At 31.9% G+C, this 13,904-nt stretch carries 9 protein-coding genes; 6 read left to right on the top strand and 3 right to left on the bottom strand.

Annotated elements, in window-relative coordinates:
• Positions 1-183: 183 nt before the first annotated feature.
• Positions 184-6,459, bottom strand: a complete 6,276-nt coding sequence (locus tag NCC77_RS22000; protein ID WP_250837479.1) for an alpha-2-macroglobulin family protein — start codon at positions 6,457-6,459, stop codon at positions 184-186.
• 214 nt (positions 6,460-6,673) lie between these two features.
• On the opposite strand from NCC77_RS22000, the gene NCC77_RS21995 reads away from it, so the two are divergent.
• The 4 genes from NCC77_RS21995 to NCC77_RS21980 all read left to right on the top strand — a co-directional run bounded on the left by NCC77_RS21995 (position 6,674) and on the right by NCC77_RS21980 (position 10,306).
• Positions 6,674-8,029 carry a UDP-N-acetylmuramate--L-alanine ligase gene (locus NCC77_RS21995; RefSeq protein WP_250837478.1) on the top strand — a complete coding sequence of 452 codons (1,356 nt, stop codon included), beginning with the start codon at positions 6,674-6,676 and terminating at the stop codon, positions 8,027-8,029.
• Positions 8,030-8,174: 145 nt separating this feature from the next.
• Positions 8,175-8,864 (top strand): RadC family protein, encoded by a 690-nt coding sequence (gene radC / locus NCC77_RS21990; protein ID WP_250837477.1) that lies wholly within the window; start codon positions 8,175-8,177, stop codon positions 8,862-8,864.
• Positions 8,865-8,867: 3 nt separating this feature from the next.
• A complete protein-coding gene (locus tag NCC77_RS21985; RefSeq protein ID WP_250837476.1) occupies positions 8,868-9,554 on the top strand; it encodes a YjjG family noncanonical pyrimidine nucleotidase in 687 nt (228 codons plus the stop codon).
• Positions 9,555-9,556: 2 nt separating this feature from the next.
• Complete coding sequence (locus NCC77_RS21980) at positions 9,557-10,306, top strand: hypothetical protein (protein WP_432442334.1); 750 nt, start codon at positions 9,557-9,559, stop codon at positions 10,304-10,306.
• Positions 10,307-10,319: 13 nt separating this feature from the next.
• Here the strand turns inward: NCC77_RS21980 and NCC77_RS21975 are convergent, their stop codons facing one another.
• Entirely contained in the window at positions 10,320-11,597 is a 1,278-nt protein-coding gene (locus tag NCC77_RS21975) for a replication-associated recombination protein A (protein WP_250837474.1), read from the bottom strand.
• A gap of 176 nt (positions 11,598-11,773) precedes the next feature.
• Between NCC77_RS21975 and NCC77_RS21970 the strand changes: the two genes are divergently transcribed.
• Both NCC77_RS21970 and NCC77_RS21965 read left to right on the top strand, forming a co-directional pair.
• Complete coding sequence (locus tag NCC77_RS21970; protein ID WP_250837473.1) at positions 11,774-12,538, top strand: rhomboid family intramembrane serine protease; 765 nt, start codon at positions 11,774-11,776, stop codon at positions 12,536-12,538.
• A gap of 63 nt (positions 12,539-12,601) precedes the next feature.
• Positions 12,602-13,099, top strand: coding sequence for a hypothetical protein (locus NCC77_RS21965; protein ID WP_250837472.1), 498 nt, complete (start codon positions 12,602-12,604; stop codon positions 13,097-13,099).
• Here the strand turns inward: NCC77_RS21965 and NCC77_RS21960 are convergent, their stop codons facing one another.
• Positions 13,100-13,903: a DUF2490 domain-containing protein gene (locus NCC77_RS21960; RefSeq protein WP_250837471.1), complete on the bottom strand. Its 804-nt coding sequence runs from the start codon at positions 13,901-13,903 to the stop codon at positions 13,100-13,102.
• Between the last annotated feature and the right edge of the window lies 1 nt (position 13,904).

The following is a 13,904-nucleotide window of genomic DNA, read 5'->3' as shown; positions in this document are numbered from 1 at the left end:
TAGTTCTGATTATAAATATCAAACCCGACAAGTTTTAAAAGCTTGTCGGGTTTTTTGTTGTTTGATTTCTTGACTAAAGCTAATTTTGAAATCGAATGTCATCCTGAGCGAAGTCGAAGGCTTGCCAATTGGAACGGGTCTTCGACTTCGCTCAGACTGACAAACTCGCTTAGTCCGAAAAAACTATTCAACTTTTACTCGAATTCCTTTTGTATGACTTGCAAATTCTGGTGCATACATACTTTGAATGGTTGTAATTCCGTTTGAGAATTCTCCACTGTTATTTACTCGAATATCATATTCCAGAACATAAGTTCCTTTATTGATTTGATCGAAAAAGAAATGCGTTGCGGCATCTTTTGTACTCATGTAATACCCCAAACGATCTGAGTATTTATATTCTGAAAGAACATTTACAGGTTCAAAACAAGATGCTCTCATATCTTTTAAATGAATGTATTCCATATCTTCTTTCGAAGTAATAATTAAACGGACTGTAACTAAATCTCCAATATTTAAAGAATTTTTAGTTGTTATCTTTTGCAATTCGTCACCTTTAAGCGTATTTTTCTTTAGATACAATTCTTTCGAAACAGATAAAACAGCTCCAGTGTTGTTTTTAATTTTATCTAAATTTTCAAAATACTGCCAATAAACACCGCCAAAACCTGGAATTTTAGATTTGTTTTGAACGCTAATCGTAGCCATTTCTTTTTTTACTTCTTCAGCTTTCCAGTTTAGTTTGATGTATCCTGTTTCGGCTTCTTTTTCATTTTTTGATAATTTTTTGGTCATGATTTTTTCATCTCCTAATTTTATAACTGTATTGTCTTTTACAGAAAGCCAATCGCTGCCTTGAAGTAATAATGCATAAATTGCTTCGCTAGTTGATCTTGTTGTTGGCCAGTTTTTAGCTTGTTTGTTTTTTAGCAGCCAGACTTTCATTGCATCAACAGATTTGGTGTCTTGAGAAACTTCAGCGAAAGCCTCAATTAAAAGAGCTTGAGTTTCTATAGGCGCTTGATACCAGTACCAACCTGGTTTATTGGCAATCCAATACATTCCCCAATTTTCATTGTTAGATGAATTTTCTTTTAAACTTTCAATGATTTTTTTAGCGCTTTCTTTTTCTCCAAAACGATTTAAGACTAAAGCTGTCAGTCCTTTTTCATAAATTGAATAATCTAGCCAATCTCTTTTTGCCGTTTCTAGATATAATTTGGTTACTTTTTTTAAAGTGTCCGAAAGCGGATATTGTTCTAAATAAAAACTTCTGCTATATAAATAATGCAAATTAGAATATGGCCATCTCCAAATTAAACTGTTCGTTTTTTTATTGAATTTTACTCTTTTTTGATGTTCTTGTAAAAACTTGCCATCTATAAATGGAATTGCGCTTTTAGTAATTTCATCAATTTTAAGATTTTGATTTTTAACCAATCTTGACAAATGGCCTAATCCGGCTAAAATATGTCTAGTAATGTAATCGTCTCCATTACCGCCTTCAAACCATGAAAAACTACCATAAGAATTTTGTTTCTTTTTTAATTTTTCGAAAGTGACTTCTTGCGAAGTTTTCATTTTTTCTAAATCAAATAAAACTGCAAAACTTTTCCTCTTTTCATCTTCATTCTGATTATCATTTAACCAAGGCGTTTCTGCTAGAATAATTGATTTTAGCTCTTCATTTTCTTCTAATTTTGGATTGATTTTCCCCTTTTTTCTCCATTCATCAAAAACGGCTGCAATTTTCGGATTGCTTGAAATTACTTCTGTAGCAAGCGCATTCGAATAAAATCGGGCAAAGGTCTGTTCTGAACATTCGTGTTCATATTCCATTAAATAAGGTAAAGATTGAATTGCGATCCATGCAGGATTTGAAGTGTACTCAAATGTAAATTGATGATTTTTTAATGTTGCCGAATTATTGTTTTTTAAGTTTTCAAAAGTGTATTCTTTCGTCGAATTTTCACGAACCCAAATCGGAATACTTTCTGTAACAAGTATATTGTTGGTTAAAACAGGAATAATATTTTCTTCTCCATCCGAGAAATCACCTGATTTCGCCACGATTTTATATTGAACGCCTTGTAAACCTTCAGGAATTGTAACGGTCCAGCTTGCTGTAGTATTTCCATACGCTGGAACCGTGAAATTTTTAATGTTATCTGCATTTAGCATTTTAGCATCAATTGGTTCCATTGTTACAGCATCGAAAAGTTGTAAAGCAGCAATTCCAGTTTTGGCTTCGGCGGTAACATTCGAAATTTTCGTAGTGATAACAATCGTATCTTTTTCCCTAAAGAAACGCGGGAAATTTGGTAAAAGCATTAATTCCTTTTGAGTTACAACGTTTTTCTGCAAATAACCAGAAACAGCTTCTTTGTTGTGTGCAAATAAGCGAAGTTTCCAAGCTGTTAAAGCTTCTGGAGAGGTAAAAGAGAAACTCACTTTTCCTTGTGAATCTGTTTTTAAATTTGGTAAAAAGAAAGCAGTTTCAGATAAATTTTTTCTCGCTTTCACTTTATTTAATTCTTCTAATGCTTTTTTGTTTACAGAACTTATATCATAAACAGTATTGTCTTCTTCGTAAATAACATTTGAACTAACTGTAGTAATAGCAGCAGATAAGTTTGCTTTTTTCTGAATGCCATATGCAGTAGTTACCACAACCTCTGATAAAGCGCTTGAATCATTGGTTAAAACAATATCAATGAATTTTCTGTTTCCTACTAATACAGATTGGGTTTTGCTGCCAATATAACTAAGCTCAAGTTCTTCGTTTTCTTTAGCGTCTATTTCATAATAACCATCAAAATCGCTTTGAGTACTGCGTCTTGTACCTTTCACTACAATAGAAACTCCTGGCAAGGCAAGTCCAGAATTATCAGTTACAATTCCAGAAATCAATTTTGCATTGAAAGGTTTTTTAGCCTTTTTAGCAACCTGCATTTGATACAGTCTCTTTTGATGAATATTATTTTTGCTGTTAAAATCGAATCCAAAAGACATTAATTTAGTGTCTTCACTAAATAGTTCAAGTGGGTTTAGAGGTATATTTAAATACATAATAGAGGCCGAAACCTGATCAAAACCAAATGACGATTTCTTATAGCTTCTGTTATAATTATAGTCGTTTATGGCTAATATATTCCAATCATTTTTTGTAAACTGATCTAATGAACTGTCATACATGGAAGCTAAAATTTCAGCTTCATTTTTGGTGTCTTTTGATTTTAATTTGAATGACCAGTTTTCTGGATTTCCAGGTTGTATTTTACTCCTGAATGTTTCTACATTAAATTCTAATTTTGGAGTAATAGATTTTAATGCAACTGCTACATCACTAGAAAAAACTTCGTTTTCAAAAATGCTTTGAAACCCGATTCTTAATATGTTGTAAAACTCTTTCTTTAGCGGAATTTTTATTGTCGTTTCGCTGTTTTCTAAATGAATGATTTTTTCAAAAAAGACTTTACTATCATAATTTCCAATTGTTGAAATATAAAGTTCCGGAACGACAGAGGTTAATTTTAATAATACAAAACCATCTTTTTTCGCATCTTCATTTATCTGTACGGCCGAAAATAATACACTTGGATTGAATTTATCTTTGCTTTGTTTAATCTGGAATTTAGTTGTGTTTTCTATTAAATTATCAAAACTATCTTTTGCTGAAAAGACAATTTTGTAGTTTCCAGATTTGTAATTTGAGATAAAATCTAATGCGATTTTTTTATCTTTTTCGGTGTCTACTTTTTTCGAATACACTAAGACTTCATCTTCTTTGCTATATTCCTGACCGTTTTGTTCGTACGGAAATAGTTTTTCGAAATCTTTATCAGATAATATTTGAATTTCTGGCGTAGGCCATACTCGTTTTTTGAATTTGCTAGGCAACGGACTTACGAAATATATTTTTATTTCACCTTTCACAGCTAAAAATTCACCATTTAAATTGTTGCTTTTTAAAACAATTTCATTTTTATCTTTTGTATTAATTTGAGGATTAATTACAGTTTCTAGAACCAAATCATGATAACCCACTTTTACATTTGTTTGTGCATCGTGAGTTTCTCCATTTATATCAGTTACTTGTGCTTCTATAAGATAATTGAAAACTGGAAGATCTTTTTTTGAACTTTCCTCAGAAGGAACAGCGATAAAATCAATCTCAAAATTCCCCGATGCATCTGTTTTGGTTTCGCCTGTTACTAAAACTTCATTTGAACTTGACGAATAGTAGTCTCTCGCGTAATAGCCTGCATATCGTGTAACTTTATAAGTAACTTTTGCATCAGAAATCGAACTGCCAGCAAAAGCTTTGGCGTTTCCTTTTACTTTTATGGATTGGTTTACTTTAAAAGTTTCTTTTTTAGGTTCGAAAGTGACTTCAAATTTTGGACGTTTATATTCTTCAACTCTAAAGTAGGTTTGAGAATTTTCTAAGTCGACATGATCCCAAAACGGGTGATCGTTTTCTTTCTTATTATAAATAATATCATTTTTCGAATTATCCGATTCTTGAGCAGAAATTCCAAAAGAACCTGTCAAACCTGATTTTGGCAAAATAAATTCGCCAGAAAAAGAACCAAATTCATTGGTCGTTACATCGAATTTCTTGATTTCATTATAAGATGCATCTCTAAAAATAATTTTAAAAGAGGTTTGCGGAACAACGCTGGTTTTGTTTTTCTTCTTTTTAATAGCAATTCCTTTAAAATAAAGAGTTTGCCCTGGACGATAAATGGCTCGGTCCAAATAAAATTCGACTTTTCCTTTATAATCGTCATCTTCTTCATTTTTACTTTTATCATAATCTATACTGTAATTGATGTAATCTTTGTGAATTAGAATACTATCGTTTGAAGTAAACAATTCGAGAGTATCACCTCTGTACTTTACATTTTTAGTATTGTAAATTGCGATTCCATTTTTTCCTGTTTTAAAGGTGGCACTATAAGTTTTTATGGTAACATTTTCTATAGGTTTTCCCGTTTTTCGATCTAAAACCTGATATTTTTCGATTTCATTTTCTTGAGAGGCAAGAACACTAATGTTTGATGAAGTTATAGTTTCATACGTATAAGCTTTCGTGTTTTTAATGTCAGAATTGCTTTCAAAATAAACTAAATAAGATCCAGTTTTTATATTGGGCAAAAGTATTTCGGTGGTATATTTAAAATAGTCTTTTTTGTTTACCAGTGAATACTCTTTTGTGTAAGAAGGAGCATTTTTTAAAACAATGCTATTCACCAAACTGTCTTGGTTTAGATTTCTTGTTTTAAAATCGAGAAGCAGTTTATGAGTTATTTTATAAAATGAAACTTTTAAAGTATCTACATTTTTGTAATGAATAAACGCCCTCGCATTTTGTTCATTGTAAATGTATTTCTCCAACTGGACATATAAAGATTTGGAAAGAATGTTTGCTTTTCTTTGTATCGCAAGTTTATAAGCATTTGACCGATTGTTTACTTTTATTATGCTGTCAAGAATTGCTATGGCCTCGATATTATTATTTGGCTTCAATTCTTTTGATGCTTCTCGATCAAGAATTGAGGCTTTTTCCAATTGAATTTTCTGAATAAGCGAATTGTCTTTTACATTTTTTTGAAAGCGAATTATGACATCAAGATATTCTTCATTGGAGAGATTTAATTTGTTTTTTAAAAACTCAATGCGCTCCCATTGATTTTCCTGCTTTGGATCTATGGTTTCTTGTTTTTGGTATAATGATAATGCTAAACTTAAATCGTCATAAGTTATAAAGTCTAAATTCAGTTTTGTGAAATTGGCAGAACTTCCTAATAAGGCATTTTTGTATTTAACTATATCTTCTTGAGCAAAGCTCGCAGAATAAACTTTTGAACTATAAATGGCGATATTTTCTTTGATGATATAATCAAATAAGTTTTCGTTTTTAAATTCTTCTAAAGCCGAATAGTCAAATATCTGATCGTATTTTGAAAGCGGAGTATTTTTTAAAACAAGTTCATTTTCTAAACTTTTTTTTAGAATTAAATTGACTTGGGCCGTAAAATTGACTGCTGTCCAAGTTAAAAAGTCATCATTTAGAGTGTTGATATTTGTTCTATTTCGGATGGAATAATTATTTTGAATAAAATAATCATTAAGGCATTTTGCATAAACGAGATTCAAAATTGCTTTTGAAGGTATAGAAACTCGATTTATATCGGTTTTTAGATTATTTAAGATTTTATTCTGAGCATTTTCATCAATAAGAAGCAAGTATTTTGAATGGTAGAAAAAACATTTTATCATTTCGGCTTCATCTTTATCTGAAACGGCATCTTTATAGATTTTTTCAACTAATTCATTCGCTGATTTGGTTTTTCCTTCATTTTCAAAATCAATTACTTTTTCCCATTTCTTTTCATTTTGTTGTGCAAATACTGAGGTGGAAATAAATAATAAAACAAGTAATATATTTTTCATAAGAGAGTTTTAATCTATAGATGATTAAATTTTAAAAAAGGTTGGGAAGATAGAATTGTTTTTAAAAATAATTTTCGTACAAATTAATAATTTATTTTCAAAACCAAATAGAGCATGTTATATTTCCTTATTTTTGAAAAATAATTACAGCGTTTTATTAGTTATTTGCTATTTCGATTAACCGATGAAACAGTTTAACGATTAAACATTTTAAATGAAGACACATTTCATCGCCATTGGCGGAAGCGCAATGCACAATCTGGCATTAGCATTACATAATAAAGGATATCAAGTTACAGGAAGTGACGATGCTATTTTTGAACCTTCAAAATCAAGATTAGAGAAAAAAGGAATTCTTCCTGCAGAATTGGGCTGGTTTCCAGAAAAGATTACTTCAGATATCGATGCTATTATTTTAGGAATGCACGCAAAAGCGGATAATCCTGAATTATTAAAAGCGCAAGAATTAGGATTAAAAATCTACTCTTATCCTGAATTTTTATACGAGCAATCTAAAAATAAAACGCGTGTTGTAATTGGTGGTTCTCATGGTAAAACAACGATTACTTCGATGATTCTTCATGTAATGCATTATCATAATATTGCTGTTGATTATATGGTTGGCGCGCAATTAGAAGGTTTTGACACAATGGTGCATTTAACAGAAGAAAATGATTTTATGGTTTTGGAAGGAGATGAATATTTGTCTTCACCAATTGACAGACGTCCGAAATTTCATTTATATCAGCCAAACATTGCTTTGATTTCTGGAATTGCTTGGGATCATATTAATGTTTTTCCAACGTATGAAAACTATGTGGAGCAGTTTGAGATTTTCATCGAAAAAATCACAAACGGCGGAATTTTGGTTTATAACGAAAATGATCCAGAAGTAAAACGCGTTTCTGAAGCAGCAACAAATCCGATTAGAAAAATCGCGTATTCAACTCCAGAATATTCTGTAAATGATGGTGTAACTTTATTAAAGACTCCAGAAGGCGATATGCCAATTGAAGTTTTTGGCGCGCATAATTTAAATAACTTGGCAGGAGCAAAATGGATTTGCCAAAATATGGGTGTTGATGAAGCGGATTTCTACGAAGCAATTGCAAGCTTTAAGGGCGCTTCTAAGCGTTTAGAAAAAATTGCCGAAGGAAAAGGAAAAGTGGCGTACAAAGATTTCGCACATTCTCCAAGTAAAGTAGCTGCGACAACAAAAGCGGTAAAAGAACAATATCCAAACAGAACTTTGGTAGCTTGTTTAGAGCTGCATACGTATAGCAGTTTAAATGCTGAGTTCTTAAAAGAATATGAAGGCGCTTTAGAATATGCAGATGTTGCGGTGGTTTTCTATTCGCCTGATGCAGTAAAAATTAAGCAGTTAGAAGAAGTAACTTACGGGCAGATTGCAACTTCATTCAATAGAAAAGATTTAATTATTTATACGAATCCAGCTGAGTTTAAAGAATACTTATTCAACTTAAATTTAGATAATTCGGCGCTTTTATTAATGAGTTCTGGAAATTACGGAGGTTTAAATTTTGATGAAGTAAAAGGTTTGATTGCCTAAATTCGTCAATTAGAAAATTAGATAATGTGCCAATTGTTTTTCAGTTGGCACATTTTTTTTATAATTATCTAATCAGAAAACATAATAATTATTTGAGAGACTTTTCTTATTTTTAATATCTTCGTTCTGTAAAATTTAAATAGTTATGGAACAATCTCATTTCGCTATAAAAAACTGGTCAGATGATGACAAGCCGCGCGAAAAATTAATGCTCAAGGGAAAAGAAGTTTTGAGTGATGCTGAATTATTAGCAATTTTAATTGGTTCAGGAAGTCGTAATGAATCTGCGGTTGCATTAAGTCAGCGTATTTTAGCTAGTGTTGGCGGATTAAATTCATTAGCAAAATTATCTATTGCTCAATTAATGAAATTTAAAGGAATAGGAGAGGCAAAGGCTGTTACAATTGTTGCTTCTTTAGAGCTATGCGCGCGTAGGAGATCAGAAAAAGCAGTTGAAATGACTAAAATTACTTCGAGTAAAAAGGTTTTCGATTTAATGCAGCCAGTAATAGGAGATTTATCTCATGAAGAATTTTGGGTGCTTTTTCTTAATAATTCCAACAACGTGATTTCAAAGGCTCAACTGAGTAAAGGGGGCATTGGCGGTACAACTGTTGATGTCAGATTGATTTTTAAATTGGCGTTTGAGAAATATGCTACAGCCTTGATTTTGTGCCACAATCACCCTTCTGGAAGTTTGATTCCTAGTGATGCCGATAAACAAATTACAAGAAAAATTCGCGAGGCAGGAAACAAGTTAGATGTTAAAGTTTTAGACCATATTATTATAACTGAATCAAAATATTATAGTTTTGTAGATGAAGGAATTTTTTAATGCATGAACACCAATATTACCGACATCTTTTTTGATTTAGATCATACGCTTTGGGATTTTGATAAAAATTCAGAAATGGCTTTTGATCGAATTTTCAAAACTAAGTATCAAGAAATCGCTACTCAAGATTTTATTAAAGAATATATTCCGATCAATCAAGAATGCTGGAGATTGTATCAGAATGATAAAATTACACATCAGGAGCTACGTTATAATCGTTTGAAGTTTTCATTTGATGCTTTGAATTATGTAATTTCAGAAGAGAATATTTTGGAAATTGCTAATGACTATATCGAGTTTCTTACTGACAACAATTATCTTTTTGATGGGGCAATTGAAGTTTTGGAATATTTAAAGCCTAAGTACAAACTTCATATTATAACAAACGGATTTGCTCATGTTCAGGAAAAGAAAATTAATAATGCTTCACTTGGGGGATATTTCAGTACCATTACAAATTCGGAATTAGCTGGAGTTAAAAAGCCAAATAGTATTATATTTGACTATGCATTAAAATTAGCCAATACATCTAAAGAAAGCAGTATCATGATCGGAGATGATTTTGAAGCTGATGTAAATGGTGCTTTAAATGCTGGTATAGATGCTATTTTCTTTAATGAAAAGCGAGTAGACGTTTCCGAAAATTATAAACAAATTAACCATTTATTAGAACTAAAAAAATATTTATAATGATGAGAATTAAAATTTTACTTACTGCAATTTTATGTTCAGTTGTTGGATTTGCACAGTCTATTAATGATTACAAAGCTGTAATTATTCCTCTGAAATATGAGTTTATGAAGACTGATAATCAATATCGTTTGGCAACTTTAAGTAAACAAAATTTGACTAAAGGTGGTTTCGAAGCTTTTTATTCAAATGAACAACTTCCTGAGGGATATACAGACCGTTGTCAGGTTTTATATATGGATGTAATAAGAGATAATGCTTTCTTGGTAACTAAACTTATTATACAATTCAAGGATTGTTTTGGACAAGTAGTTTTTACTTCAGAAGCTGGAAAAAGTAGAGAGAAAGAATATGAAATAGCTTATAAAGAAGCGTTAGACAATGCCTTTAAGTCAGTTTATGCTTTGCATTATAAATATAGTGGAAATCCAGTTGCGAATTCAAAAACATCTGCTCCTGTAAAAGCTGCTGTGGCAACAACTGTGGTTGCAACTCCAGTTTCTACTGCATCTTCGCCAGATTTGAAAGATCCAAATTTATTATATGCGCAACCAACAGAATCTGGTTATCAATTGATTGATAAAACACCAAAGGTAGTAATGAAGCTTCTTAAAACTTCTCAGCCAAATGTTTATATCGCTATAAAAGATAACGTTCAGGGTTCTTTAATCTTAAAAGAAGATGGACAATGGTACTTTGAATCTTATCAGAATGATAAATTAGTTTCAGAAAAAATTGTAGTTAAATTCTAAATACAAATACGGCTTAATAACCATATTTATCTTTCCAACGGTTCTTTAAAAATTCGCGGGTACTGTTCTCTCTAGAATTGTTTCCAGGATTATAAAGAACCGTTTCTTTTATAGCATCTGGAAGGAATTCTTGTTCAGCAAAATTATTGGCGTAATCGTGCGAATACTTATATTCATCTCCATATCCTAATTCCTTCATCAGTTTAGTAGGAGCATTTCGCAAATGAATAGGAACAGGCAAATCGCCAGTTTGTTTTACCAGCTGTTGCGCACTGCCAATTGCCATATAAGAAGCGTTGCTTTTTGGTGAAGTGGCCAAATAAATTGCACATTGGCTTAAAATGATGCGGCTTTCTGGATATCCAATTGTTGTAACAGCCTGAAAAGTATTATTGGCCATTATAAGGGCAGTTGGATTAGCATTGCCAATATCTTCACTTGCCAAAATAAGCATTCTTCTGGCAATAAATTTCACCTCTTCTCCGCCTTCTATCATTCGTGCCAACCAATAAACGGCTCCGTTAGGGTCGCTACCGCGAATAGATTTAATAAATGCAGAAACAATGTCGTAGTGCTGTTCGCCAGTTTTGTCATAAAGAACGGTGTTTTGCTGTACAAGTTCAAAAACGCGATCATTGGTAATAGTAATTTCATCTCCAGCTGAAGCATTAACGACTAGTTCAAATACATTTAAGAGTTTTCGTCCATCACCGCCAGAAATACGCAATAAAGCTTCTGTTTCTTTTAGATTTATTTTTTTTGTCAGCAAATAGGAATCGGTTTTCATTGCACGCTGTAAAAGAGCTTCTAAATCGGCTTTTGTAAATGCATTTAGTATGTAAACCTGGCAACGTGACAATAATGCAGGAATCACTTCAAAACTTGGGTTTTCGGTTGTCGCACCGACCAAAGTTATCCAGCCTTTTTCTACAGCGGCTAAAAGCGAATCTTGCTGTGATTTGCTAAATCTATGAATCTCATCGATAAAAAGAATAGGGTTTTTAGCAGTAAAAAGTCCACCACTTTGTTTTGCTTTTTCTATAACATCGCGTATATCTTTTACGCCAGAATTTATAGCGCTCAAAATATAAAAAGGTCTTTTGGATTCTTGAGCAATAATTTGAGCCAATGTTGTTTTTCCTGTACCAGGAGGTCCCCAGAAAATTAATGAAGGAATGATTCCTTTTGAAATTTGCTGTGTTAATGAACCAGTTGGTCCAACCAAATGGTGTTGGCTTATATAATCTTCTAATTTTTGCGGACGAATACGCTCTGCTAAAGGTGCTTCCATAAATACAAAATTACTATTTTAAGATTTAAATTTCATTCATTCAAAAGTTAAAACAGTTTGTAGAGAGAACGATTGTTCTGATTTGAGACAATTTTTTATTTTGGAGTATGACAAATTATCAGTAAAATATTTTTGGATAGTTTTTTGAGTCCTGTTAATTGTTATTTTCTAAAAATATGAACGACACTAATTTTAGGTTTTCAAATTCGGTTATTGGACTTCCGATGTTTTTTGTCCTCTTTTTATGGATAGTATATTGGCTTCAGATCCGTTTTGATTTTGATTTTTATCGATACGGAATTTATCCTCGAGACTTGATTGGTTTACGCGGTGTTTTGTTCAGTCCATTTATTCATGAAAATTTAGATCATTTGTATAATAATAGTATTCCCCTTGTAATACTATTGGCGGCGATGCAGTTTTTTTATCCAAAACAAACATTAGGTGTTATAGGCTACGGGATTTTATTTTCGGGATTAATTACTTGGGTTGTCGGAAGAGAAAATTTTCATATCGGCGCGAGTGGATTAATTTATGTTTTAGTTAGTTTTATTTTCTTTAAAGGTATTCAGACTAAATATTATAGATTGGTGGCATTATCTTTAACTGTGATTTTGCTTTATGGTGGAATGATATGGTACGTTTTCCCGGATGTTGATCAATCTATTTCTTGGGAAGGTCATTTGGCAGGACTTATAACTGGTTTTGTTTTGAGTTTGTTTTATAAAGCACCCGAATATGCAAAGCCAATTGTTTACGATTGGCAGCGTTCAGATTTTGATCCGAACAATGATCCTTTTATGAGGCATTTTGATGAAAATGGAAATTTCGTTACTTTTTCCCATGAGGAGGAAGAGGATCAGATAGAGTATTTTTCGTCTAGTCATCCAGTAAATTACATTGTAGTTAAAAAAGCAAATCAAGAAGAAACCGATGAATAATTTTCTTTAAAATAAAAAAAGTAAATTTGTTAGTGTAACAATTTAATTTTGAGCATTATGAAAATGAAGTTTCTACTTTTGTTTTTTAGTTTTGTTTTTACTGGGAAAGTAATTGCTCAATGTGAAGTAAAAAATAGGGTACAGGCAGATGGAAGTATGATTTACTATTTTGAGCCAGCAGTTTTTTATACTACGAAATCAAAATCGTTGAAAATTAATATTGTTACAGATAAAGAAAATTATTTTATTGCACTGCAGCCGACACCATTTCCAGAAAAGAAAGTTGGAAAAAAGAGCAAAGACGATTTAATAATTCATCTGGCGGATAGCAAAACATATAATTTAGCGCATTACGATACACAATATCGGCGTAACGATTCTATAATGCAAGTTCTCTATTTGATAGATAAAAAAGATCTTGAAGCGTTTTCTAATTACGAAGCTATTACTGCTGAAATCAATTTGCAAGGAACTGAATTTGTTAGAAGCTACAACTTTAAGCTTCACAAAGATGCTATCATCGAACAGCTTAAATGTTTTTTAAAGAAAGAGGAAGACTAATTATTCTTCATCTTTTATTTCAGGATGCTTTTTGGCTTCGATTTTCTTCTTAAGGTTTCGAATAAGATTATTGAAAGTAATGGTAAGCGATGCCGCATTGGTTGTTTGATTTCCGCTGTTTCGTGGAAGATATTCGTTGCAATAGGTTAGTTCCACCTGAAAATCATCCGAAAACAAATATCCTGCTCCAATATTTAATCGATTTCGATCAAAGAAACTTTCGCCGGTAACTTTTGCTCCAGATTTAAAATAAAGCTCATCTGATGTAATGGCATATACAACACCAGCTCTTAAAAATTTACTGTTGAGAGGTTGAATGTATTTTAGCTGTTGGCGATATCGAAAAACATTTTCATAATCATCATCCTCATTTTTCATATGACGGAATTCAGCACGCATTCTTGTGCTTAAAGTGTATCCTGTTTTATGAAAATAGTAAATGCCTTGAAGTGCAAAACGTGTTTCGGGAGATTCAAACTGACCTATTTCTGGTACATCTCTATTATTAAAATAGGCTATAAAAGCAGAGAATTTCCATCTTGGAGAAAAATAGTAATGTCCCCAACCTCTAATGGATCTTTGAATGGTGTTATCAAATAAATTTGGAGATGATTCTTTACTGCTGTAAGCTGCGGCGAAATCTATTTCTGTTGCCCATTTTTTGCTTAAAGTCTGATTAAACTGAATCTCATTCCAAAATTGATTATACGTAGTATTTTGTCCGTAGCTGTTTGTAATTAGTAAAATTACAAACAGGCAGCGGAATATTGTAACTTTTGATTTTGAATTAGATTTTGAAAGCATT

This window comes from Flavobacterium tyrosinilyticum (genome assembly GCF_023656565.1).
Classification (GTDB): Bacteria; Bacteroidota; Bacteroidia; order Flavobacteriales; family Flavobacteriaceae; genus Flavobacterium; species Flavobacterium tyrosinilyticum.
Note: the sequence above shows the minus strand (reverse complement) of the source record. Positions and strands in the feature narration are given on the sequence as shown.

Excerpts from the sequence above, each read along its gene's own strand:
- radC (WP_250837477.1), top strand. The coding sequence starts at position 8,175 with ATGGAACAATCTCATTTCGCTATAAAAAACTGGTCAGATGATGACAAG.
- NCC77_RS21960 (WP_250837471.1), bottom strand. The coding sequence starts at position 13,903 with ATGCTTTCAAAATCTAATTCAAAATCAAAAGTTACAATATTCCGCTGC.
- NCC77_RS21995 (WP_250837478.1), top strand. The coding sequence starts at position 6,674 with ATGAAGACACATTTCATCGCCATTGGCGGAAGCGCAATGCACAATCTG.
- NCC77_RS21965 (WP_250837472.1), top strand. The coding sequence starts at position 12,602 with ATGAAGTTTCTACTTTTGTTTTTTAGTTTTGTTTTTACTGGGAAAGTA.
- NCC77_RS21975 (WP_250837474.1), bottom strand. The coding sequence starts at position 11,597 with ATGGAAGCACCTTTAGCAGAGCGTATTCGTCCGCAAAAATTAGAAGAT.
- NCC77_RS22000 (WP_250837479.1), bottom strand. The coding sequence starts at position 6,459 with ATGAAAAATATATTACTTGTTTTATTATTTATTTCCACCTCAGTATTT.
- NCC77_RS21980 (WP_432442334.1), top strand. The coding sequence starts at position 9,557 with ATGAGAATTAAAATTTTACTTACTGCAATTTTATGTTCAGTTGTTGGA.
- NCC77_RS21985 (WP_250837476.1), top strand. The coding sequence starts at position 8,868 with ATGAACACCAATATTACCGACATCTTTTTTGATTTAGATCATACGCTT.
- NCC77_RS21970 (WP_250837473.1), top strand. The coding sequence starts at position 11,774 with ATGAACGACACTAATTTTAGGTTTTCAAATTCGGTTATTGGACTTCCG.